Genomic DNA, 23,207 nt, shown 5'->3' on the forward strand with positions numbered 1-23,207 from the left:
ACGTTAAACAGAAAACAATGTTTCTCAGTTTGAACGGCATCGTTTTCTGTTTAACGTTTGCTACACCATTTGCAAATAATTGCTTACTTACTGCAAACAGGCTCCCTACGGAGGAGACTGAAGGAGCACGATGATATGACACAAGATTCACAGGACATGACAGTAACACAACTGTCTCTACCCAAAGGGGGCGGTGCGATCAGTGGTATGGGTGACGCCATCAGTAATGCAGGGCCGGATGGGATGGCTTCGCTTTCTGTGCCTTTGCCTATCTCTGCCGGTCGGGGGAGCGCACCGAATTTATCCCTGAACTACAGTAGTGGGGCAGGAAACGGGCCATTTGGTATTGGCTGGCAATCCAGTACCATGGCTATCAGCCGTCGTACTCAACATGGCGTACCGCAATATCACGGTGAAGATACTTTTTTATGTCCGATGGGAGAAGTGATGGCAGTTGCCGTCAATCCGAGCGGGCAACCCGATGTACGTCAGACCGATAAACTATTAGGCGGGCAACTGCCTGTTACTTATACTGTTACGCGTCATCAGCCCAGAAATATTCAGCATTTCAGCAAACTTGAATACTGGCAATCGCTAACGGATGTGGAAACCACGCCTTTTTGGTTAATGTATTCACCTGATGGGCAAATTCACATTTTCGGAAAAACTGAGCAGGCTCAGATCGCTAATCCGGCAGAGACGTCACAGATTGCCCAATGGCTATTGGAAGAGACCGTAACACCAACGGGAGAACACATTTATTACCAGTATCGGGCAGAAGACGATATCGGTTGTGATGACAGCGAAAAAAATGCCCACCCTAATGCCAGTGCTCAGCGTTATCTGGCTCAGGTGAACTACGGTAATATCACACCTGAATCCAGCCTGCTTGTGTTGAAGAATACGCCACCTGCTGATCACGAATGGCTATTCCATTTGGTATTTGATTATGGTGAACGAACGCAGGAAATAAACACGGTTCCTCCTTTCAAAGCACCTTCAAACAACTGGAGAATACGCCCAGACCGTTTCTCCCGCTTTGAATATGGTTTTGAAGTACGAACCCGCCGCCTGTGCCAACAAATTCTGATGTTCCATCGCCTGAAATCTCTTACAGGAGAACAGATTGACGGAGAAGAAACTCCTGCCTTGGTTGCCCGTCTGCTTCTCAGTTATGACCTGAACGACAGCGTGGCAACCCTGACTGCCATTCGGCAAATGGCGTATGAAACGGACGCAACCTTAATTGCTTTACCGCCACTGGAGTTTGACTATCAGCGCTTTGAGGCAAAAGTCACGCAAAAATGGCAGGAAATGCCTCAATTGGCTGGATTGAATGCCCAACAGCCTTACCAACTCGTCGATCTCTATGGTGAAGGTATTTCCGGCATCCTGTATCAGGATCGGCCTGGGGCATGGTGGTATCAGGCCCCCATCCGTCAGAAAAGTGTTGAAGATATTAACGCGGTAACCTATAGCCCAGTAAAACCCTTACCTAAGATCCCCAGTCAGCAGGACAGGGCAACGTTGATGGATATCGACGGTGATGGACATCTGGATTGGGTTATCACTGGCGCAGGCATTCAGGGACGGCACAGTATGCAGCCGAATGGCGAATGGACACACTTTATTCCCATTTCTGCACTGCCAACAGAATATTTTCATCCACAGGCACAACTGGCGGATCTGGTGGGAGCCGGGTTATCTGATTTAGCGCTGATTGGTCCCAGAAGTGTGCGTTTGTATGCCAACGACCGGGGAAACTGGAAAGCGGGTATTAATGTTATGCCACCTGATGGTGTGAATTTGCCGACATTCGGCGGTGATGCCAGCAGTCTGGTCGCATTTTCTGATATGTTAGGGTCGGGACAGCAGCATTTGGTAGAAATTGCCGCTCAGAGCGTTAAATGCTGGCCGAATCTAGGACATGGCCGTTTTGGTGAAGCTATTCTGCTGCCGGGGTTTAGCCAACCGAGTGGAATATTCAATGCTAACCAAGTTTTTCTGGCAGATCTCGATGGCTCCGGCACCGCCGATATCATCTATGCACACAGCAAGTATCTGGAAATTTATCTGAACGAAAGCGGCAACCGTTTTAGTGCACCCGTTCGACTTGATTTGCCGAAAGGGGTGATGTTTGATAATACCTGCCAGTTACAGGTGTCGGATATTCAAGGATTGGGCGCTGCCAGCATTGTACTGACCGTACCTCATATGGCACCGCGCCATTGGCGTTATGATTTTACTTACAATAAACCTTGGCTGCTCAATGTCATCAACAATAATTCTGGTGCAGAAACCACTTTGTTTTATCGTAGTTCCGCCCAATTCTGGCTGGATGAAAAAAGTCAGATCGAAGAATCGGGGAAATTTGCAGCGAGTTATCTTCCTTTTCCCATACATTTGTTGTGGCGCAATGAGGTTCTTGATGAAATTACCGGTAATCGGCTGACTAAGGGCATGAGTTATGCCCACGGTGCATGGGATGGCAGAGAAAGAGAATTCTGCGGATTTGGCCGTGTAACGCAAATTGATACCGACGAATTTGCCAAGGGAACCACAGAGAAAACGCCGGATGAAAATATCTATCCTTCCCGTAGCATAAGCTGGTTTTCCACGGGTCTGCCCGAAGTGGATTCTCAACTTCCGGCAGAATACTGGCGTGGTGACGATCAGGCATTTGCCGGCTTTACACCGCGCTTCACTCGCTATGAAAAAGCGGATGCAGGGCAAGCGGGGCAGGATATCCCGATTAAAGAACCGACCGAAACAGAAGCGTATTGGCTTAACCGCGCCATGAAAGGCCAATTACTGCGCAGTGAAGTCTATGGTGATGACAAAACAGAAAACGCTAAAATTCCGTACACCGTCACAGAAGCCCGTTGTCAGGTCAGATTAATTCCCAGCAATGACGAAGCCGCGCCGTCGTCTTGGGCATCGATCATCGAAAACCGCAGTTATCACTATGAGCGTATCGTCGTCGATCCGAGTTGCAAACAACAGGTCGTGCTCAATGCGGATGAATATGGCTTTCCGCAGGCAAAAGTGGATATCGCCTACCCACGGCGTAACAAACCGACACAGAACCCCTATCCGGATTCGTTACCGGATACTCTGTTCGCCGATAGCTATGACGACCAGCAAAAACAGTTATATCTGACAAAACAGCAGCAGAGCTACTACCACCTGACTCATCAGGATGATTGGGTGCTGGGTCTGACGGATACCCGATACAGCGAAGTTTATCATTATGCACAAACTGACGCTCAAAGTGATATTCCCAAGGCAGGGCTGACATTGGAAGACCTGCTGAAAGTTGACGGCCTGATAGGTAAAGACAAGACGTTTAGCTATTTAGGGCAGCAGCGAGTAGCTTACGTGGGTGGAGATGCAGAAAAACCGACACGTCAGGTGCGGGTGGCTTATACAGAAACCGCAGCTTTTGATGACAACGCGCTGCATGCCTTTGATGGCGTGATGACTTCTGCTGAACTGACGCAACAGTTGCTGGCGGGTGGGTACCTGTACGTACCGCAGGTTTCTGATGCGGCAGGTAGTAGTGGAAAGGTATGGGTAGCTCGACAGGGATATACCGAGTATGGTGATGCTTCTCAGTTCTACCGGCCACTCACCCAGCGCAAGAGCTTGCTGACCGGAAAATATACACTCAGTTGGGATACTCACTATTGTGTGGTGGTAAAAACCGAAGATGGTGCGGGAATGACCACGCAAGCGAAGTACGATTACCGCTTCCTGCTTCCGGCACAATTGACAGATATCAATGATAATCAGCATATTGTGACATTCAATGCATTGGGACAGGTGACTTCCAGCCGTTTCTGGGGTACAGAAAATGGCAAAATGAGTGGTTACTCTACGCCGGAAAATAAACCGTTCACAGTGCCAGATACCGTCGAAAAAGCCTTTGCTTTGCAACCGGCGATCCCGGTTTCACAGTGCAACATTTATGTGCCGGATAGCTGGATGCGGCTTCTGCCCCAACAGTCTCTGACTGGCCGGCTAAAAGAGGGGGAAACCTTGTGGAACGTATTATACAGGGCGGGTGTAGTGACGGAAGATGGTTTGCTCTGTGAACTGGCCTGCCGTCGTTGGCTCAACCGTCAGACAACGTCTTCAATGGCAGCCGTGACATTACAGCAAATCTTGGCTCAGACTCCACGACAACCTCCCCATGCCATGACGATCACGACAGATCGTTATGACAGTGATTCTCAGCAGCAACTTCGGCAGTCAATAGCATTGAGTGATGGTTTTGGTCGTGTACTGCAAAGCGCGCAGCGTCATGAAGCAGGAAAGGCATGGCAGCGTGCAGAAGATGGCTCTTTGGTTGTTGATAGTACCGGTAAACCCGTTGTTGCTGATACCACAACGCGCTGGGCAGTATCTGGTCGCACAGAATACGATGGTAAAGGGCAGACGATCAGAGCTTACCTGCCTTATTATCTCAATGATTGGCGCTATGTCAGTGATGACAGCGCACGGGATGATCTGTACGCCGATACCCATTTTTACGATCCTCTGGGGCGTGAATATCAGGTAAAAACCGCGAAAGGCTTTTGGCGTGAAAACAGGTTTATGCCGTGGTTTGTAGTCAATGAAGATGAAAATGACACGGCAGCACGTTTAACATCTTAGCAACTCGCTCAACCTTCCCTGTTATATATGCGGGGAAGGTTCAGACTTCTTTTAACGTCAATGATGCGAGTGCCAGTGGTCGGTAAATCGCCAGTATCGGTCAGCAAGGTGGCTAACTGCAGTTTCGTTTTGGTTAATTCCCGATAAGCCTTCATAATCCCACAGGCAAATATTTATAAATTGTTGACAGAGAAACATGATAAATAAGGGAAAGTTGTTTTCTGGTATGCCCCTTATCCAGCAATCTGGCGGCCTGCTGCCGATCTTCTTCGGTAAATATCACCGGCCGCCCACCAATGCGCCCTTGTTCCCGCGCTGCGGCTAACCCTGCATTGGTTCTTTCAACAATCAACTCTCGCTCCATTTCCGCCAATGCGCTCATCACATGAAAGAAAAAACGTCCCATCGCGGTACTGGTATCAATGCTGTCGGTCAGGCTCTGAAAATGAATTCCGCGGTCATGCAGCTCTGAAATCAACGTCACCAGATTTTTTACACTGCGTCCCAGACGATCCAATTTCCAGACCACCAGCGTATCACCGGATTGCAGATACTTTAAAGCGCGTTTCAGCCCCGGACGATTGGCGGTTTTTCCACTGATTTTGTCTTCAAAAATGCGCTCGCAGTCAATATTGACCAGCGCATTTTTTTGCAAATCACTATTTTGGTCATTTGTTGACACTCTGATATAACCGACTCTTGCCACTGATAATCCTTCAATACCCCCAAAACCATTTATTATGCAAATAATACCTATTTTTTTATATAAAAAACTATTAATTTTCTTGATTGCGAGATAAAAGTTGGTTGATCCAGGTTTGGCATTTGAGTTAGTGATGGATAGGTAATTGTATCCGGAAGATCAATACATCGTTACCAGAGCGAGTGACTTAACTCACAGGATCAATTTTTTCTTACCAATGATAACCAATTGTCCTCGCTTATTTTCCCAAAATGCTCTTTATTTAATTGAAACAATTTTGTTGCCAATTTGTTATGCAAGATTATGGGAGTGTATATGGAACTGATTACACAATGGTTAAATGCGATAAACGGGATAGTATGGGGAATACCTATGCTGGTTGGTATTCTGGGCATTGGCATTTTTATGCAAATCCGCCTGTCCTTCTTACCGATCCGAAAATTGGGAACGGGGTTTAAGTTACTTTTTCAGAAAAATGAACAGCGTGGTGAAGGTCAGATCTCTCCTTTCAATGCCTTGATGACTGCATTGTCTGCAACAATAGGAACAGGAAATATTGCCGGTGTGGCGACGGCTGTCGTAATGGGCGGGCCGGGAGCATTGTTTTGGATGTGGATGACGGCATTATTGGGTATGGCAACTAAATATTCTGAAGCCGTGTTGGCGGTACGCTTTCGTGAAACAGATAAAAATGGCAACTACGTTGGCGGCCCCATGTATTACATCAAAAATGGCTTGGGGAAAAAATGGATTTGGTTGGGAACACTGTTCGCTTTCTTTGGCAGCATAGCCGGTTTTGGCATTGGTAATACCGTACAGGCCAACTCCGTGGCTGATGTACTGCAAAGCAACTTTGGTATTGAAAAAACTGCGACTGCGGGCATTCTGGTGATTTTGGTCGGAGCGGTACTGATTGGTGGTATCAAACGCATTTCTGATGTGGCCGGCAAGTTGGTTCCCGTCATGACTGTCGGCTATTTTGGTGCCGGCATCATCGTACTGGCACTCAATATCACCGCCATCCCAGAAGCCTTTGTCTTGATCATTAAATCTGCATTCACTCCCGTTGCAGCACAAGGTGGGTTTGCCGGTGCAGCAGTCTGGGCGGCGATCCGTTTTGGTGTTGCCCGTGGTGTATTCTCCAATGAAGCTGGTTTGGGTAGTGCTCCGATAGCCCATGCTGCGGCAAAAACCCAAAATCCCATCCGTCAGGGTTTGATTGCTATGCTGGGGACATTTATTGACACCATCATCGTCTGTTCCGTCACCGGGCTGACCATCGTTATCACTGGCGGTTGGTTGACAGGGGAAACAGGGGCAACGCTGACAGCCTCCTCATTCTCTACGGTGATTCCGGGAGGTAATTACATTGTTGCTGTTGCTCTGGCTATTTTCGCCTTTACTACCATCTTGGGATGGAGCTTCTACGGTGAAAAATGTATCCAATACTTACTGGGGCCAAAAGCCATTGTGCCTTTCCGTATTGCCTGGATCATAGCACTGCCGATTGGTGCCACTCAGTCGCTGAACTTTGTCTGGTTGCTGGCGGATACACTCAATGCCATGATGGCGATCCCCAACCTGATAGCTCTTGCGCTGCTAAGCCCTATCGTGTATCGCTTGACCAGAGACCATATCCGTGACGTTAACGCCGATAGCATCGAAGTTAAAACAGCAGCCAAAACAGATTAATATCACCTATATTATCAGTGATAAGTAACACCAATCACACGATGCCGGAGCCTCCCAAGCTCCGGCATCGTGTGATCCCCCAAATACCTCTGCAAACTTTGCAGTATTCCCGCCATTGAATTTCTTGGTTTTTGTCATGCTTAACACAATTTTATTTGCTCTTTCCCAAAAGCAATTTTTCTGCATGCAATAACGAACGCTCACCAAGGAAAGTCGTGGCTGAAGATAGCGATCTCGAAAAAACCGAAGAACCCACGCCCCATAAACGGGAAAAAGCCCGCAAAGACGGGCAGATTGCGCGTTCAAAGGAACTGACTTCTATCCTGATGCTGGTGGGAGGGGTAAGCCTGCTCTGGATGAGCGGAAATTCGATCACTCATGAACTTTCACTGATGGTTTTTGAAGGGTTTAACTTTGACCATAATATGGTCAGCAACGATAAGCAGATGATTCAGCAGGTCGGTCGCTTATTGAAACAGGCAGTATGGGCATTGCTGCCAGTATTCGTTGGTCTGGTTCTGGTTGCCCTCAGTGCACCGACATTGATGGGGGGGCTGATATTCAGTTCAAAATCTATCAAATTTGATTTGGCTAAGCTGAGCCCGATCTCTGGATTGAAGAAGATCTTCTCCATGAACGCACTGGCAGAATTGTTCAAGGCCATATTGAAAGCCTCGCTGGTCGGTGGTGGAACTGCCCTGTTTATCTGGCTGAATTGGCCGGCTATGTTGAACTTGACTGCCCAGCCCCCGCTGATGGCGTTGAGTGATGCCATGATGATGCTGATCTTTGCTGGCTACATTGTCTTATTTATGTTGATACCGATGGTGGCGTTTGATGTGCTCTATCAAATCCGCAGCCACTTGAAAAAGCTGAGAATGACCCGTCAGGAGATCAAGGATGAATTCAAGGAGCAAGAAGGTGACCCACATGTAAAGGCTCGCATTCGTCAACAACAACGGGCGGCTGCGCGTAAGCGTATGATGAGCGATGTGCCGAAGGCTGATGTTATTGTGACCAACCCGACCCATTATGCTGTTGCCTTGCAGTATGACAGCAAAAAAATGGGTGCCCCAAAAGTATTGGCAAAAGGGGCGGGGCTTATTGCCTTACGCATCAAAGAGATTGGTGCAGAAAACCGAATTCCGTTATTGGAAGCGCCACCACTGGCAAGGGCGTTATTTCGTCATGCCGAAGTGGGGGGCTTTATTCCTGCGACGCTTTATGCTGCCGTCGCTGAAGTGCTTGCCTGGGTTTACCAATTGAAACGTTGGAAACGAGAAGGTGGCCTGAAACCGAAAACACCTGAAAATCTGCCGGTGCCATCTGCACTGGATTTTGCTGGAGAAAATAATCGTCATGGCTAATCTGGCCTCATTACTTCGTTTACCGGGGAATATAAAAGGCTCCCAGTGGCAAATGCTTGCGGGGCCTGTACTGATCCTCATGATTTTGTCAATGATGGTGCTGCCGTTACCACCATTCCTGCTTGATCTGCTATTCACTTTTAATATTGCACTTTCCATCATGGTCTTGCTGGTAGCGATGTTTACCCGTCGGACACTGGATTTTGCCGCATTTCCGACTATTCTGCTGTTCTCAACATTACTGCGCCTGTCACTGAACGTTGCATCTACACGTATCATTCTGATGGAAGGCCATACGGGTTCAGCGGCAGCGGGACAAGTGGTGGAAGCTTTCGGACACTTTTTGGTTGGTGGTAATTTCGCGATTGGTATCGTGGTTTTCGTTATCCTGATCCTGATTAACTTTATGGTCATTACCAAAGGTGCGGGGCGTATTGCGGAAGTCGGTGCGCGTTTTGTGCTGGATGGCATGCCCGGTAAACAGATGGCGATTGACGCTGATTTAAACGCTGGCTTGATTGGTGAAGATGACGCCAAAAAACGCCGCGCCGAAGTGACACAGGAAGCAGACTTTTACGGCTCAATGGATGGTGCGAGTAAATTCGTGCGCGGAGATGCCATTGCCGGATTGATGATTCTGGTGATTAACATTATCGGTGGACTGATTGTCGGTGTTGCCCAGCATAATATGAATCTGGGAGATGCAGCGGAAGCTTATACCCTGCTGACTATCGGTGACGGGTTGGTAGCTCAGTTGCCCGCTCTGATTATTTCCACGGCGGCGGGTGTGATTGTGACCCGAGTGGCGACCGATGAAGATGTCGGTCAGCAAATGGTGACTCAGCTTTTCAATAACCCACGGGTGTTGATGTTGAGTGCAGGAGTACTGGGCTTGCTTGGTCTGGTGCCGGGAATGCCTAATTTAGTTTTTCTATTATTCACGGCGGCATTGGCGGGTTTAGGATACTTCCTGCTGCGCAAAGATAAAAATCCGCTTGCGGCACAGCACGAAGAGATGAAAGCCGTAGAGGAACAGCAACAAACCGCAGAAGCCTCATGGTCTGACGTACAACTGGAAGATCCACTGGGCATGGAAGTGGGCTATCGTTTGATCCCAATGGTAGATTTCCGCCAGAATGGTGAACTACTTGGGCGTATCAGTGGCATCCGCAAAAAATTTGCGCAAGAAGTGGGCTATTTGCCACCGGTGGTGCATATTTGCGATAACCTGGAGTTGGCGCCTGCCAGCTACCGTATTTTGATGAAAGGGGTCGAAATTGGCCGTGGTGAAGCTCACCCAGGACGCTGGCTGGCAATTAACCCTGGTGGCGCAGTTGGCGAGTTACAGGGAGATTTGACGCAAGATCCTGCTTTTGGTCTGTCTGCGGTCTGGATTGATGATTCCCTGCGAGAACAGGCGCAGGTACAGGGTTATACCGTTGTTGCGGCCAGTACCGTTGTTGCGACTCACCTGAACCACCTGCTATCTCAACATTCCAGCGAACTGTTTGGAAGACAGGAAGCACAGCAACTGTTTGAGCGTGTCAGCCAGGAAATGCCGAAACTGACGGAAGATTTCATACCTGACGTGGTGAGTTTGACCACCTTGCACAAAGTATTGCAGAACTTGTTGGCAGAGCAGGTGCCGATCAGGGATATGCGTACCATTATCGAAACACTGGCTGAGCATGCGCCAACACAAGCTGATCCTTATGAATTAACCGCCACGATTCGAATTGCGCTTGGCAGAGCCATTGCCCAGCAATGGTTCCCCGGGGCGGATGAAATCAAAGTTATTGGGTTGGATGCAGGCCTTGAACGCCTGTTACTTCAGGCATTGCAAAGCGGCGGAGGGCTGGAGCCTGGTTTGGCCGAAAGCCTCGAACGGCAGGCGGCAGAAGCGCTGGAGCGTCAGGAAATGTTGGGTGCACCGCCTGTACTGTTGGTCAATCATGCACTGCGTCCGCTGCTGTCTCGTTTCCTGCGCCGCATATTGCCGAGATTGGTTGTGTTGTCTAACCTTGAAATCACCGATAACCGTCAGATCAGAATGACGGCAACGATTGGTGGAGCAAGATAAACATTAATAGCATGATGACAAACCTCACACAAACGGTGAGGTATGTCAGGATTTTTCCGATACCATTACTGACAGTGTCATTAAATATGGCAATTTAGTTTCTTTTCTTTTTAGTCAGGTGCTTAAGCCCGATGTAATCTGATGAGATTGACGCTATGTGGGACGTCCATCTTATCAGATCAGGGCTGAGCTAATATATGAGACTCTGTTTTTCGGCCTAAAAAGCGGTTCCAGATATCGAATTTTTACTATTCGTAGAGTACAAAGTCTTTTTTTTATACCGCTTAGCATATATTTTCATCTTGTTGCAACTCTCGGTTATGGAGGGGTTTTTTCTAAATTAGATTCACTTACACAGTGTATTTAGCTAAGTCTTTAGGGGTTATTTTCTTTGACACATGGTCTTTATTAATAGATAAAACTATTTTTCCATGTAATCCATCCAAAGGATTATCACCTATTTTTTTTACCGTCAAAATTGCAGCTCTATTTTTAACTCCGGAAAAAATAGAGTCATCTTCATTTTTAAGCCTATTAATATCTCTTGGAGAATACATATCATTAATCATGACTTCTTTAGAAATATTCTCAGGGAAATAGAGTTGGCCTACAAAGTAGAATTTATCTTCCTGTCTTTTTTGTACATTCGCACTCCTTGCTGATAAATGGATATGTATAGCTCTTCCAGCATAAAATCCAGGGAAAATTGTGGTGAATCTGACTATGCCTTCTTTATCTGTTCTTTGTGCCCCACGAAGAAATATGCTTTCATCCGTTCTTGAAATCGTCCCGATATCACTAGATGGAGCCTCGAGGTCTGGATTAATATATTTCCAACCTGAATATTTCCCCATTGAATTACAATGCCATATATCAATAAGGATATCATCTAAAGGTTTACAGGTTACAGAATCAATGATTTTCATTGTCAATAACAAAGGTATTCCTTGTTCATCCTCTGTGATATTCCTTCTCAGCAGTTTGTTATTTATAAAATATGGGCCTGACATTTCCTCTGGAGTCAACTCGCAAACACCGATGCCAATACCATCTCCTTTTTCTGGTTGACTAGGTGAAGAGGCGAAGGCTCCTGCTGGAAGCAGAGGTAATAATGAAAATATTGCACCAGTAACACTAGCCTGTTTCAGAAAATGTCTTCTTTCATTTTTCATAAAGTGGTTCCTTATATTCCATTTAATAATATTATTTGTTGTATAATTTTAGCTTTATTTTAACAGATGAAAATGGCGTAAGTTCACGATGAATCGTATTGTGTAAAGTAAGAAGATTTAATCTTATTTTATGTTAAAGTTAAATAAAATAAATTCTCTATTTAATTTTTTATTATTTTTAATAAGATGGATTTATTATTATCAGAAATATTTATCAGTGTCTAGTATTTATTTTTAAATGGTTTTTATTTTCGAGATAAGTCACAAAAAACCGTTATTTATAATTTTATGTTGTTTTTTTATTATAATATTTATATCAATTATTATTAGTGTTCCTAAATTGAAGTTATTAATTACTATGAAATCTTCTAATTTACGATTTTTGATATGGGGATCATTTTTCTGATGATAAATATTGATAGAAGTGCTCAAACGATTGATGCAGATAAGGGGCTTGAAAAAAGAATTTATATGCTAAAACGGATAATGAGAGCGCATGTCTGCGGATGAAGTTTTTGAACAAAATAGCTGGATTAAAGGGACGGAGAATTTATTGACTGGCAAGAGCATGGGAACTTTCCGCGTTTTTATCTGAAGCCGCATTTGCAGTAAAAAAACTGACGAAAAAACTTAACCGAGAGAAAACATCAGACACTTCGAAAATACAGGTAAATAAATGGAATGGTGTGATACTTTAATATCTGGGTGGCAATGCTTTTATTCCGTTTCTGCGTAGATAAAAGAAAATAATAAACTAAAACAGATGATGTTTTTAATTGCCTTTTTTATACTCCCCCTAAAATAGATTCATTAACGAACTCAGCGATATCTTTTAACAGATTTACTTTCAAATTTTCACAATGAATTTTTTTAATGTTAATTTATCTTATCCTGTCTGCTTTTATATGGTTAATGAGTGATGATTTAAAAAATTATATTTATATGCTATCCATTTTATGGCACCGCACTTCATAGCTGCCACGAACGAAGTTATTTGTATGTAATTCCAACGGATAGAATTTGTACGTAAACAATAAGTTTTGCTGAAAATAGCCTCATTTTATACAAATAATTAATTTATTAACCAAGAATCCGAAGATTAGCTCCAGCGATCAATTAATTAATATCAATAGGAAATTCCTATCAATTATAATTAATTGATCGTTAATAACAATTTTAATAACAAAATGAGTTGGTGTATCTTTCTCCAGCCACTAAAGTGGAATTTTTTAATTAAGGCGTGTTAAAACTAATGCCGTTAATCAAATATGCGAGATGTTATAGGTATGGAAACCCGACATGGATAGTTGTTTAAGGTTGATTATTTTTTATAAAACATATGGATAGAGTTATTTTAACCACCTCACCAATTGACACATCATTTATACGTAATAGGCATAAGTCATCAGGTCAAGCTCAGGATTCCTGACCAGATGTTTAGAGGATTACAAAAATTGTTTGTGCGTATAAAAGCAGCTCTCATTAGTTTTTAAGGTAAGTTGCCTTGAATCTTGGGAATATATATTTGCAACGTGTAAAACAGTATAACCAAGCTGGGCATCTATACGGTTATCTGAAAGGTTGCTGATATATTTCTACCTATTTTGAGTAGTCCAATATTACGCTTTTCGGCATCATGTGCACTATTGAAGAGCCTCTTGTGTATTAATAGACTCTAGTAAGGAATATCATTCTTTATTAGCAGGAACATACCCTTAGTTTTGTTCTTAAAAACACAATTATCATTTATTAAAATTTATTGAATTTTCTTAACCGAAAATAGGTATTTTTATTTCGCTCGAGGGAATTTTTATGTTTGTAATTAAAGGAATAAAAATGAAATTATTAAAATTATTTATCGCAGCAGTTATTTCTGGATCTATGGCTGCACCGGCATTCGCTGCTGATGGCACAATTAACTTTAACGGTAGGATTACTAAGGCGACATGTACTGTCAGTGCCTTAACGGATAATAGTGTCAATTTACCTGAAGTAGGCGCGACTGCCCTTGCAGGAAAAGGTACAACCGGGGGAGAAACTCTCTTTAGAATTGGTCTGGAGAACTGCGGGATAGTGGGTGGTTCGGCTAATGTGCAGGTGAAGTTTGGCGGTGTTAAAGATAGTATCGATGGCAATCTGCTGAGAATTAACTCTGAGAGTGGTGGAGCGAAGGGTGTTGGCATTGGTATTTATGAGAAAGATGGTAGTACGCCAATTAATATGGGGGCGCTTAGCAAAGGGATTCCGGTAGTTTCACCCGCAACTACACTTGAATTTAAGGCTAAATATGTGGCTACAGAAGCAACTGTCACGCCCGGTACAGTGAAAGCTTCTACGGACTTTACACTAGACTACGAGTAATTCCTTACATTCCCCATTTACTGTTTTTTTATTGCTTTTGTGATATCTCCACCGTATTCGGTGGGGATGTCTCTCATTTTTAGTTTGTGTAGGGATATTGTTATGTTAAAACGTTTTTTGTTCGGGTTGCTATTGTCCCTGCCGGTTGTCTTTGCCGCACCCGTCCATGCCGGAATAGCGCTCAGTAGTACCCGGGTGATCTATGAAGCATCTCAACGTGAAGCGACTATTTCCGTAATCAACGACAGTAAGGAGCATGTTTACCTTATTCAGTCTTGGGTAGATACCTTTACAACAACGACCGAACTATCTGATCGCAAAGCGCCATTTTTAGTGACACCACCCTTATTCCGTCTGGATGGCGAGCAAGAAAACCGTCTGCGAATTATCCTGACAGATGACTCTTTGCCTCGGGATCGTGAATCTGTCTTCTGGTTGAACGTTAAAGCGATTCCTGCGGTGGAAAAAAACGATGCAAACCGCCTGCTGATATCGGTGAAAAACCGGATAAAGCTCTTTTATCGGCCAGCCGGACTGACAGAACAACTGGCGGATAATGCCTATCAAAAATTGACTTTTTCCCGCCAGAATGGGCAATTAGTGGTGCAGAATCCAACCCCTTTTCATATCTCTTTCCACAACATTACGGTCGGGAATAATCCAGTACCGGAAGCCGGTATGGTCGCCCCGTTCAGCCGCCGTCAATGGCCTTTACCCGCAGGTTCCGGTAATACCGTGACTTGGTGGGCTATCAATGATTTTGGCGGCACCACTGAGCCACAGCATCAAACATTATCATCCTCGTAATAACCGATAATTCAGAAGATATTTTATGTTATGAGTTTGATTACTCCTTCTATCCGTGCGCAGTTAATATTGCTGCTGTTGGCCGGGTTCCTGCCTGTCGCTGGGTATGCCAGTGACTATTTTGATCTCGATGCTCTGGAAATTCATGACCCGTCTGCGCCGCCGCCTGATTTGAGCTATTTTGCAGAGAAAGGGGGTAGTGCACCGGGGACATACCATGTTGATATCCGTGTTAATGGCCAGAATAAAGGTGCACAGGATATCCAGTTTGTGCTGGGCGCCGGGAGAAAACTTCAACCCGACTTATCGGTTCAACAACTGGCCGACTGGGGAGTCAATGTTGCGGCTTTCCCGGTCTTGAACTCAAAAATGCAGGTCACTGACCTGGCTGACATTATCCCTTATGCCAGCACCTCATTACAGCTTGGTCAACAAACGCTAATTATCAGTATTCCTCAGGCGGCGATGACGGCTGAAGCGCGCGGTGCGATTGATTCATCACTTTGGCAACAGGGTGAATCGGCGCTATGGATGAATTACGATTTTAACGGTGCTGAAACTCGCAGTAAGAGCGGCTCTAAAACCAACAGTATCTATATGAATCTGCGTAGTGGATTAAACTGGGACGCCTGGCGCTTACGGAATTATTCTACTTACCACCGAGTCAGTAGCGGTGAGTCACGTTGGGAAAACCTTAACACGTATCTTCAACGTGATGTTCATCTGCTAAAAAGCCAGTTGGTGATAGGTGAAACCAATACACGTGGAGAGCTGTTTAGCGGATTTGCTTTCCGCGGTATTACCCTGATGTCTGATGATAATATGTTACCGGACAGTCAGCGGGGATTCGCCCCGATAGTGCGGGGAATAGCGGAAAGCAATGCACAGGTTACCATTCGTCAGAACGGATTCATGATTTATCAGGCTTATGTTCCGCCCGGGGCTTTCGTGATTGATGACCTTTATCCTGCCTCCTCAGGAGGAGACCTGAATGTGACTATTCAGGAAGCGGACGGCCGTGAACGGCACTTTGTTCAGCCCTTTTCGTCGGTTCCTATTATGTTACGGGAAGGTGGGTTCAAATACAGTCTGACGGCGGGAGAATACCGCACTTCGCACGAACAGATTCGGCAGCCGCTCTTTATGCAGAGTGAAGTTTATTATGGCCTGCCACATGCCACAACTGTGTATGGCGGTACGTTATTGTCTCCGAACTATCAGGCCTATGTCGTTGGTGTCGGATACAGTCTTGGCCGTTGGGGTTCTTTGTCTTTTGATATCACGCGGTCACAGGCTGATATTATCAATGAAGGTCAACAACACGGCCGGGTTTACCGGTCGCAGTATACCAAAGACTTCGAGCAGACGGGGACTCGCTTGTCGCTGACCAGTTACCATTACTCTTCACCACACTTTTATGATTTTCAGGACGTTAATAACCGGGCTGCACATGATGAGCTGTCATATCAACGTAAACATAAATTTCAGCTTAATCTGAGTCAAAACTTGTCGGATTATGGCAGCATCTATGTTTCCGGCTATTTGCAGGATGATTGGGGAAGCCGTAGTACGACCCGGAGTTTAAATGTCGGGTACAGTGTGAATTATGCCGATATCAATTATACCCTGAACTACACCCAAAATATGAGTTCAGGTAACTCAACAGCCGATAACCAACTGGCATTCAATATACAGGTTCCGCTCGACCGCTGGCTGCCGAACAGTTGGGCTACCTATAGTCTCAATCATAATCGCCAAGGAGATATGAACCAATCAGCTGGACTGAGTGGTACGGCTCTGGATGGCAATGTTCTGGGTTACTCTCTACAGCAGCGTTACGGTAATAACGGTCAGAATTCCAGTGGGAATATTAATCTCAACTATAAAGCCCGTTATGGGGAGCTGTCCGGTGGATATAACTATAACAATAGCTCGCAGCAGATTAACTACGGACTCAGGGGGGGATTGGTCGCTCATCGTCATGGCATAACTTTGTCTCAATCATTGGGTGAGACGATTGTCTTGGTCAAAACTCCCGGAGCAGCAGGGGTTAAGGTTAACGGCTATAACGGGGTTGAAACGGATGGACGAGGCCATGCAGTATTGCCCTATGTCAGTCCTTATCACCATAACCGTATTGCTTTGTCACCGGATTCTTTTGGCGATGGCGTGGAAATTGAGTCCAATATCCAGACTGTCATTCCGACACAGGGAGCGATGGTCGTGGCTGATTTCCGAACACGGATCGGCCACCGAGTGCTGTTTACTCTGACCCATCTGGATAAACCGATTCCTTTTGGCGCAATAGCTACCCTGAATGAAGAAAATACAATCAGCTTTCTTACTGAAAATCAGAGCATTGTTGGCAATGGAGGAGAAATTTATTTCGGTGGTGTGCCGGAGCGGGGGCAGTTATCTGTTCAATGGGGTAATGGTCAGTTTGAACAGTGTAAAGCGCGTTTTATTTTGCCAAAAAGTGAAGCGGCGGTGATTTCGATGAAGGCAGATTGTCAGTTATGACGGGAAGTCATCCTATTTCTGCTTTAAGCATGACGGCACCACAATAATTTATAGACTCGATATAAGGAATGATTGATGAAGGTATTCGTTTATCCGTGGTTATTGTTAGCCTCGGTGTTTTTTTCCTCCGGTAAGGTTTATGCCGATTGTTCCGGGGGCAGTGGAATCATATCGACTGTTGCGGTGTCCATTCCGCAACATATATCGAGGGATGAAATATACCGTAGCTTAAATTCCCAGTCTCGGGCAAGTATGGCGATAACTTGCACAAATATGCCGATAAGAGCCACTCACATAACAGTCGGCATAAAAGCCTATGGGGACGATTCGGGGATGACTTCCATCTCCCGTAAAATTTTCAAACTGGGTGACAGTGGTATTGGATATGTCGTCATTGGCGTGGATGATACGCACGATGAGAAACCGGTAACAACAACCGCGGATCGTTTTTGGGGCGGGAATGCCAGAGAGCTATATACCACTGAGATAAGGTCTGATAGCACTATCAACCTGAATGCCGCACTCAGACTCGAATTTTACAAAATTGGCCCGATAAAGCCGGGTCGTTATTCCCAGTCAGTAGCCGCAGCTATTGTAGCACCGCGCGGATCCAGAATACCCAGTGTGACTCAAGAATTCCGATTCACCACGGGTATGATAACGATTAACGCTCCAACCTGTTCCGTCGATAACAGCACAATTCCTGTAACATTAGGCCGGATAACGACAATGCAATTACCTTATGTGGGTTCAACGGCAGCGGAAACACTATTTAATATACCTTTGACCTGTGAACCCAAAGCCAACGTTTTTATGACCTTAGAGGCAGGTCGTCAAGGGGCTTATAATCTGATGCAAGGTATTATCGAGCTTAAACGTGGGCTTAATGAGAGAGCCAGGGATGGTGTTGGTGTGCAGATTTTAGATGGTAAAACGAATAGACCCATTCACCTCGGTGAAAAAAAATACTATACAACCACAGGAATGGGCGGGCCTGTAAACATACCTTTAAAAGCACGTTACTATCGGTATGGTGACGTTAGAGCAGGGGTTGCCAATGCAACAGCGACATTCACAATGAGTTATGAGTGATGAAGAGTGAAAGTCTGGAATCGATAGGTGATTATCTGAACAGAGAAAAATGATGGCTGGGGACGTTAGCAGCTAAAACAGACCCTTTATTTCACTGATAAATAAAGAGGTCTGTACATATGACGACTTAAAGTCGCACCACTCAAAATCAAACACTGATCTTGTGACCAGACAGTGCTGTGTTGTGATGGGCTTGCCCATCAGCACCATAAAGAGAAGGGCTGTGGTGACTTTTCAAGAAAGCAATCGCCTGGCTGTTCAACTCAATATGCTGATCCAGTAAAAACCCATTATGTACATTGAGATCACGGATACGTTCAACAGTTTGGCTGATTTGATCCCATAATATCGCCAGTATTTCATGACTAGAATAGGGTGCGCTCACTTTCAGCGTTTCATTTAATTGCTGGCGTCTTCGTTCAGCATGATCGAGTGCCGAGAGAAAGAATGTCTTTTGTTCGGTGACTCGATGTAAATGATTCGCTTCAATAAAGCCTTCGCTCAATATGCGTTGTTCTTCTGCCATAGTGTTCGAAAGCGAATTTAAGTGTACGTTTTGCTGCTCAAGCAAGAGTTGAATTTCTTCCATTTATGGCTCTTTATGATTTTGATGGTTTATTTATCATATTCCATGTTTTCAAGGGCTTCTCTGAACAAAGCATCAGCGATTTTACCGCTGTCCATGGTCAGCGTTCCTTTCGCAATGGCTTCTTTCAATTGTTGTACTTTCTGGATATTAATATCTTGGCTACTTGGCTGAACGAGCTTTTTCTGCGCCTCGCTCAGCTTAACTTGCGTATCGGCGCTTTTTTCTGCGACAGCCACAGTTCTGCGAGTGCTCTGGGCACCTTCATTGGCATTGCGCTGCTGCACAGCAGCAATAGCCAGTAGAGGTTGAGTGCATTCAATACTCATAATTGTAATCCTTTAATCAGGCATTAATTTGTCTTAGGTAGCAGGCGATATACCGCTGGCATGCCTGTAAATCATGGTCTGTTGGTTATATCGGCTTGAAAGAATAAAACTTTAGCCATTTATAACATCATTTTTACACTGCCATTTTCCTGAGTTTCTCCGGTAATCACCTGTCCAGAAGCCAGGCGGACACGGATATTATCAAAACTTGCGGCGTTGTTAATTGCTTTCCCTTCGTAGCGTACCTGAAAATGATGCCCATCTACGATGACGACGACATTTTGTCCGGCGCGAATCGCCCACGGGCGTCGGATCATGTTACGAGTGATGAATTGTCCGGCAGGGATGTTGCGAATGGCAATACCATTTTGTATGACCTTTCTGTTACGGATTATGTCATTTGGCAACTTATCCAAAGCCCCTGTTTTTACCTGAAAATCTTTTTCTGTCAGCACAGTATTACGCTGAATTGCGCGGTTAGACATCAGATAGGAACCTGTAACACCGACGTATACCTGAATAAAACGGCGCTGTTGGCCACAGGTGACGGGAATGGACAGACTACCCCAGTTTCTGTTGCTCAGTGACGGCTGTATTTCAGGAAATTCACATACCGGCCATTGCTGCTCAGGCGTTTTAATTTTCACGGTGACTTTTTGATCCGCGTTGTGGTGAAGCTGAGTGAAATAATTATTGATTGATTGCGGTAAATTGCCCGCTAATGCCAAAGTACTATGCAAAAAACTGCTAAGGAAAAAGGTAATAAACCCGATAAATTTTAATGCAGGCATTTTCACCACCCTGACCCTGTTTGAGAACCATGATTTCAAAAAATATTCAGTACCTGTTGGATGTTAATAGTGTAACGCGGTTGATTATTCGTTAATGGGATAAATAGCAATTCAATTTGTGTCTATTCATCGAATCAGCTTTTTCTTCTGAGTTTATTCTGTTAGCTGCTTAGAGCTTAATACATGGGCTTTAATGAGTTACAAGGCTTGCCCTGCATAACAGACCAGAGGGAGAAATATGCTCGATAAATTAGATGCTGCCTTTCATTTTCGACAAGAAGCGCTGGCACTCCGCAACCAGCGGCAGGAAATTCTGTCTGCAAATATCGCTAATGCGGATACCCCCGGCTATCAGGCGCGTGATATCGATTTTGCTGCTCAACTGAAACAAGTAATGGCAGAGGGTCGTGTGACGGGAAATGGAATGAAGCTGCGTCTGGCTTCCGATCGGCATATCCCCGCTCAGTCTCAGAATCGTTTGGAAATGGATCTGCTCTATCGGGTGCCTTACCAGACGGCAATGGATGGGAATACCGTTGACATGGATGTAGAACGCAGCCATTTCGCAGATAACAGCCTGAAATATCAGGCTGAACTTACGATGACGAATTCGCAGCTTAAAAGCATGATGTCAGTTCTACAGTCACAAGGATAATAAAAATGTCTTTACTCAGTATTTTTGATATTGCTAGCTCCGCACTTTCTGCTCAGTCCCAGCGACTGAACGTCAGCGCCAGCAATATGGCGAATGCCGATAGCGTTGTAGGGCCTGATGGCGAGCCTTACCGTGCTAAACAAGTCGTCTTCCGCGTTGCGGCTCCGGCAGGGCAGGAGATCGGTGGCGTGCGTGTCAGTGAAGTTGTGGATGATCCCACTCCTTTCCGCCTTGAATACCGGCCGGGCAATCCACTGGCGGATGAAAAAGGTTATGTCCGTATGCCAAATGTGGATGTCGTCGGGGAAATGGTCAATACCATCTCTGCTTCCCGCAGTTATCAGGCAAACATTGAAGTGCTTAACACCACCAAATCCATCATGTTGAAAACGTTGACTCTGGGTCAGTAACAGGAATTCCATTATGGCGGTTACCTCTTCAATCAATGACTCATTAGATAATTCAACGGTAGGCGAACTCGCCACCCTGAACAAACAACAACCACAAAAAAGTGGTGATATCAAAGATAACTTCTTGAATTTATTGGTTGCTCAACTTAAGAACCAAGATCCCACCAACCCAATGCAAAACAATGAATTGACGACACAGCTTGCGCAGATCAGCACCGTTCAGGGTGTTGAAAAGCTCAATAAAACGCTGGGCGCTGTGGTTGGGCAGATGGAAGGCAATCAGGCGATGCAAACAACAATGCTGATTGGCCGAACGGTTATGATCCCTGGCGATAAGATTTTAGTCGGTTCCGGTGAAGAAAACGGTATTAGCACATCGCCATTCGGTTTCGAACTGACCCGACCCGCTGATAACATCAAAATTACCATTAGAGATAAAGAGGGTGTTGTCGTTAGGGAAGTGGAGGCTGAAAAAGTGAATGTCGGTGTACATAAAGTTCAGTGGGATGGTAAAGACGCAGACGGTAAGGAAGTGATAAACGGTGCCTATAATTTCACTGTTTCCGCAAGCTATCAAGATCAGGCGTTGGTGACACTTCCGCTGACCTCTGCTGAGGTTAACGGCGTCACACGGGGTGAGGATGGCACTAAATTAGATTTAGGGCTGGCGGGTACGGTAACCATGGACCAAGTACGTCAGATTCTTTAGTTAAACGGAGGACATATGGCTTTTTCACAAGCGGTCAGTGGCTTGAATGCCGCAGCAAGTAACTTAGACGTTATCGGTAATAATATCGCGAACTCGGCGACATTTGGCTTTAAATCCAGTTCAGCCGCCTTTGCGGATGTATTCAGCGGTTCAGATGTGGGGCTGGGGGTGAAAGTTTCTGGCATGGTTAAGAACTTTAAGGATGGTTCAACCACCACTACAAGCCGTCAGCTGGACATGGCGATCACTCAGGGCGGTTTTTTCCGCATGCTGGATTCCAACGGCAGTACTTTCTATTCCCGTAATGGTCAGTTCAACATGGACTCAGACCGTAACCTGATCAACATGCAAGGCATGAAGTTGACCGGTTATCCGGCGGTACAAGGGGCAAATGGGCCTGAAATTCAAAAGGGTGCGGCACCGGGGCCGATTTCGATTCCAAGGGATATGCTGGATGCCAAGGCGACGACGAACGTCACGATGACGGCTAACCTGAATTCGATGAATAAGAAAGTCGATATTAACCCATTTAATCCATCAAACAAAGACAGCTTTAACTATAGCTCTGGTCTCTCGGTATACGATAGCCTGGGTAATGAGCACAATATCAATGTGTTCTTTGTTAAAACGAACGACAATGAGTGGGATATTTATGCTCAAGATACCTCTGTGCCAGGTTCAGATCACCAAAAGCTGAATGATAAGAAAGTAGTCGAAAAAGAAGGTGAAAGTAAAAGCGTTCTATTTAGTGGTAATGGCAAGATTATAGGTAATAACAACGCATTTGCTTTCGATATGCCTGGGTTAAATGGTTCCATTGGTGCTCCAATCACCATAGATTTCAACAACAGCAAACAGCAGAGCATTTCACAGGATTCTATCTCCAACCAGCAGCAGAATGGCTATGCCGCAGGGAGTTTTACTAACTACCGCGTGGATAGTGATGGCAAAATTCATGGTCTCTATTCTAACCAGCAAACACAGGTGTTAGGTCAGGTCGTACTGGCAAACTTCTCTAACCCGGAAGGTTTGGCTGCACAGGGTGATAACGTTTGGGTAGAAACAGGTGCATCCGGTAGCCCAATAGTAGGAACTGCGGGATCAGGTAACTTTGGTAAGCTGATCAGTGGTGCACTGGAAGCGTCAAACGTGGACATGAGCCAGGAGCTGGTCAATATGATCGTCGCCCAGCGTAACTATCAATCCAACGCTCAGACCATCAAGACACAGGATCAGATCCTACAAACACTGGTTAGCATGCGTTAATAAGCTCAGGC

Annotated in this window: 18 protein-coding genes; 12 read left to right on the plus strand and 6 right to left on the minus strand. The window is 45.3% G+C overall.

Annotated features, from left to right (window positions below):
- Window positions 1–135 precede the first annotated feature (135 nt).
- Window positions 136–4,656, plus strand: coding sequence for a SpvB/TcaC N-terminal domain-containing protein (locus XBJ1_RS08220; RefSeq protein ID WP_012988413.1), 4,521 nt, complete (start codon window positions 136–138; stop codon window positions 4,654–4,656).
- Window positions 4,657–4,664: 8 nt separating this feature from the next.
- Here the strand turns inward: XBJ1_RS08220 and XBJ1_RS21780 are convergent, their stop codons facing one another.
- The gene (locus XBJ1_RS21780) at window positions 4,665–4,811 is read right to left on the minus strand and encodes a hypothetical protein (RefSeq protein WP_012988414.1); all 147 of its coding nucleotides are present in this window, start codon (window positions 4,809–4,811) and stop codon (window positions 4,665–4,667) included.
- Window positions 4,808–5,362 carry a recombinase family protein gene (locus XBJ1_RS08225; RefSeq protein ID WP_012988415.1) on the minus strand — a complete coding sequence of 185 codons (555 nt, stop codon included), beginning with the start codon at window positions 5,360–5,362 and terminating at the stop codon, window positions 4,808–4,810. Before XBJ1_RS08225 ends, XBJ1_RS21780 begins: the two co-directional genes overlap by 4 nt.
- A 312-nt stretch (window positions 5,363–5,674) precedes the next feature.
- On the opposite strand from XBJ1_RS08225, the gene XBJ1_RS08230 reads away from it, so the two are divergent.
- From XBJ1_RS08230 to flhA, 3 genes are all read left to right on the plus strand, one after another.
- Window positions 5,675–7,051 carry an alanine/glycine:cation symporter family protein gene (locus tag XBJ1_RS08230; protein WP_038198722.1) on the plus strand — a complete coding sequence of 459 codons (1,377 nt, stop codon included), beginning with the start codon at window positions 5,675–5,677 and terminating at the stop codon, window positions 7,049–7,051.
- Between the two features lie 215 nt (window positions 7,052–7,266).
- Window positions 7,267–8,418, plus strand: coding sequence for a flagellar biosynthesis protein FlhB (flhB, locus tag XBJ1_RS08235; RefSeq protein WP_012988417.1), 1,152 nt, complete (start codon window positions 7,267–7,269; stop codon window positions 8,416–8,418).
- Window positions 8,411–10,498, plus strand: a complete 2,088-nt coding sequence (gene flhA, locus XBJ1_RS08240) for a flagellar biosynthesis protein FlhA (protein WP_012988418.1) — start codon at window positions 8,411–8,413, stop codon at window positions 10,496–10,498. The genes flhB and flhA overlap by 8 nt, the downstream gene beginning before the upstream one ends.
- 350 nt (window positions 10,499–10,848) lie before the next feature.
- Here flhA and XBJ1_RS08245 read toward each other — a convergent pair whose 3' ends face one another.
- Entirely contained in the window at window positions 10,849–11,670 is an 822-nt protein-coding gene (locus tag XBJ1_RS08245) for an intradiol ring-cleavage dioxygenase (protein ID WP_012988419.1), read from the minus strand.
- Window positions 11,671–13,482: 1,812 nt separating this feature from the next.
- Here XBJ1_RS08245 and XBJ1_RS08250 point away from each other — a divergent pair.
- From XBJ1_RS08250 to XBJ1_RS08265, 4 genes are all read left to right on the plus strand, one after another.
- Window positions 13,483–14,031 (plus strand): fimbrial protein, encoded by a 549-nt coding sequence (locus XBJ1_RS08250; protein ID WP_230578741.1) that lies wholly within the window; start codon window positions 13,483–13,485, stop codon window positions 14,029–14,031.
- Window positions 14,032–14,133: 102 nt separating this feature from the next.
- Complete coding sequence (locus tag XBJ1_RS08255; RefSeq protein ID WP_012988423.1) at window positions 14,134–14,838, plus strand: fimbrial biogenesis chaperone; 705 nt, start codon at window positions 14,134–14,136, stop codon at window positions 14,836–14,838.
- A 30-nt stretch (window positions 14,839–14,868) separates the two neighbouring features.
- The gene (locus XBJ1_RS08260; protein WP_012988424.1) at window positions 14,869–17,358 is read left to right on the plus strand and encodes a fimbria/pilus outer membrane usher protein; all 2,490 of its coding nucleotides are present in this window, start codon (window positions 14,869–14,871) and stop codon (window positions 17,356–17,358) included.
- A gap of 75 nt (window positions 17,359–17,433) precedes the next feature.
- Window positions 17,434–18,450 carry a fimbrial protein gene (locus XBJ1_RS08265; protein ID WP_038198727.1) on the plus strand — a complete coding sequence of 339 codons (1,017 nt, stop codon included), beginning with the start codon at window positions 17,434–17,436 and terminating at the stop codon, window positions 18,448–18,450.
- A 148-nt stretch (window positions 18,451–18,598) separates the two neighbouring features.
- On the opposite strand, the gene XBJ1_RS08270 is transcribed toward XBJ1_RS08265, so the two are convergent.
- The 3 genes from XBJ1_RS08270 to flgA all read right to left on the minus strand — a co-directional run bounded on the left by XBJ1_RS08270 (window position 18,599) and on the right by flgA (window position 20,156).
- Window positions 18,599–19,039 (minus strand): flagella synthesis protein FlgN, encoded by a 441-nt coding sequence (locus XBJ1_RS08270; protein ID WP_012988426.1) that lies wholly within the window; start codon window positions 19,037–19,039, stop codon window positions 18,599–18,601.
- 26 nt (window positions 19,040–19,065) lie between these two features.
- Window positions 19,066–19,365: a flagellar biosynthesis anti-sigma factor FlgM gene (flgM, locus tag XBJ1_RS08275; protein ID WP_012988427.1), complete on the minus strand. Its 300-nt coding sequence runs from the start codon at window positions 19,363–19,365 to the stop codon at window positions 19,066–19,068.
- A 119-nt stretch (window positions 19,366–19,484) separates the two neighbouring features.
- A complete protein-coding gene (flgA, locus tag XBJ1_RS08280; RefSeq protein ID WP_012988428.1) occupies window positions 19,485–20,156 on the minus strand; it encodes a flagellar basal body P-ring formation chaperone FlgA in 672 nt (223 codons plus the stop codon).
- Window positions 20,157–20,394: 238 nt separating this feature from the next.
- Here flgA and flgB point away from each other — a divergent pair, with 238 nt between their 5' ends.
- Genes flgB through flgE form a run of 4 tightly spaced genes read left to right on the plus strand, consistent with a single transcriptional unit; the run spans window position 20,395 to window position 23,196 of the window.
- Window positions 20,395–20,811 (plus strand): flagellar basal body rod protein FlgB, encoded by a 417-nt coding sequence (gene flgB, locus XBJ1_RS08285; protein WP_012988429.1) that lies wholly within the window; start codon window positions 20,395–20,397, stop codon window positions 20,809–20,811.
- 5 nt (window positions 20,812–20,816) lie between these two features.
- Window positions 20,817–21,221, plus strand: coding sequence for a flagellar basal body rod protein FlgC (gene flgC / locus XBJ1_RS08290; protein ID WP_012988430.1), 405 nt, complete (start codon window positions 20,817–20,819; stop codon window positions 21,219–21,221).
- Between the two features lie 13 nt (window positions 21,222–21,234).
- Complete coding sequence (locus tag XBJ1_RS08295; RefSeq protein WP_012988431.1) at window positions 21,235–21,930, plus strand: flagellar hook assembly protein FlgD; 696 nt, start codon at window positions 21,235–21,237, stop codon at window positions 21,928–21,930.
- A 15-nt stretch (window positions 21,931–21,945) separates the two neighbouring features.
- Window positions 21,946–23,196, plus strand: coding sequence for a flagellar hook protein FlgE (flgE, locus tag XBJ1_RS08300; protein ID WP_012988432.1), 1,251 nt, complete (start codon window positions 21,946–21,948; stop codon window positions 23,194–23,196).
- Window positions 23,197–23,207: the final 11 nt, after the last annotated feature.

This window comes from Xenorhabdus bovienii SS-2004 (assembly GCF_000027225.1).
Classification (GTDB): domain Bacteria; phylum Pseudomonadota; class Gammaproteobacteria; order Enterobacterales; family Enterobacteriaceae; genus Xenorhabdus; species Xenorhabdus bovienii_C.

Coding starts and splice junctions, on each gene's coding strand:
- XBJ1_RS08220 (WP_012988413.1), top strand. CDS start 136: ATGACACAAGATTCACAGGACATGACAGTAACACAACTGTCTCTACCC.
- XBJ1_RS21780 (WP_012988414.1), bottom strand. CDS start 4,811: ATGAAGGCTTATCGGGAATTAACCAAAACGAAACTGCAGTTAGCCACC.
- XBJ1_RS08230 (WP_038198722.1), top strand. CDS start 5,675: ATGGAACTGATTACACAATGGTTAAATGCGATAAACGGGATAGTATGG.
- flhA (WP_012988418.1), top strand. CDS start 8,411: ATGGCTAATCTGGCCTCATTACTTCGTTTACCGGGGAATATAAAAGGC.
- XBJ1_RS08245 (WP_012988419.1), bottom strand. CDS start 11,670: ATGAAAAATGAAAGAAGACATTTTCTGAAACAGGCTAGTGTTACTGGT.
- XBJ1_RS08250 (WP_230578741.1), top strand. CDS start 13,483: ATGTTTGTAATTAAAGGAATAAAAATGAAATTATTAAAATTATTTATC.
- XBJ1_RS08255 (WP_012988423.1), top strand. CDS start 14,134: ATGTTAAAACGTTTTTTGTTCGGGTTGCTATTGTCCCTGCCGGTTGTC.
- XBJ1_RS08260 (WP_012988424.1), top strand. CDS start 14,869: ATGAGTTTGATTACTCCTTCTATCCGTGCGCAGTTAATATTGCTGCTG.
- XBJ1_RS08265 (WP_038198727.1), top strand. CDS start 17,434: ATGAAGGTATTCGTTTATCCGTGGTTATTGTTAGCCTCGGTGTTTTTT.
- XBJ1_RS08270 (WP_012988426.1), bottom strand. CDS start 19,039: ATGGAAGAAATTCAACTCTTGCTTGAGCAGCAAAACGTACACTTAAAT.
- flgM (WP_012988427.1), bottom strand. CDS start 19,365: ATGAGTATTGAATGCACTCAACCTCTACTGGCTATTGCTGCTGTGCAG.
- flgA (WP_012988428.1), bottom strand. CDS start 20,156: ATGCCTGCATTAAAATTTATCGGGTTTATTACCTTTTTCCTTAGCAGT.
- flgB (WP_012988429.1), top strand. CDS start 20,395: ATGCTCGATAAATTAGATGCTGCCTTTCATTTTCGACAAGAAGCGCTG.
- flgC (WP_012988430.1), top strand. CDS start 20,817: ATGTCTTTACTCAGTATTTTTGATATTGCTAGCTCCGCACTTTCTGCT.
- XBJ1_RS08295 (WP_012988431.1), top strand. CDS start 21,235: ATGGCGGTTACCTCTTCAATCAATGACTCATTAGATAATTCAACGGTA.
- flgE (WP_012988432.1), top strand. CDS start 21,946: ATGGCTTTTTCACAAGCGGTCAGTGGCTTGAATGCCGCAGCAAGTAAC.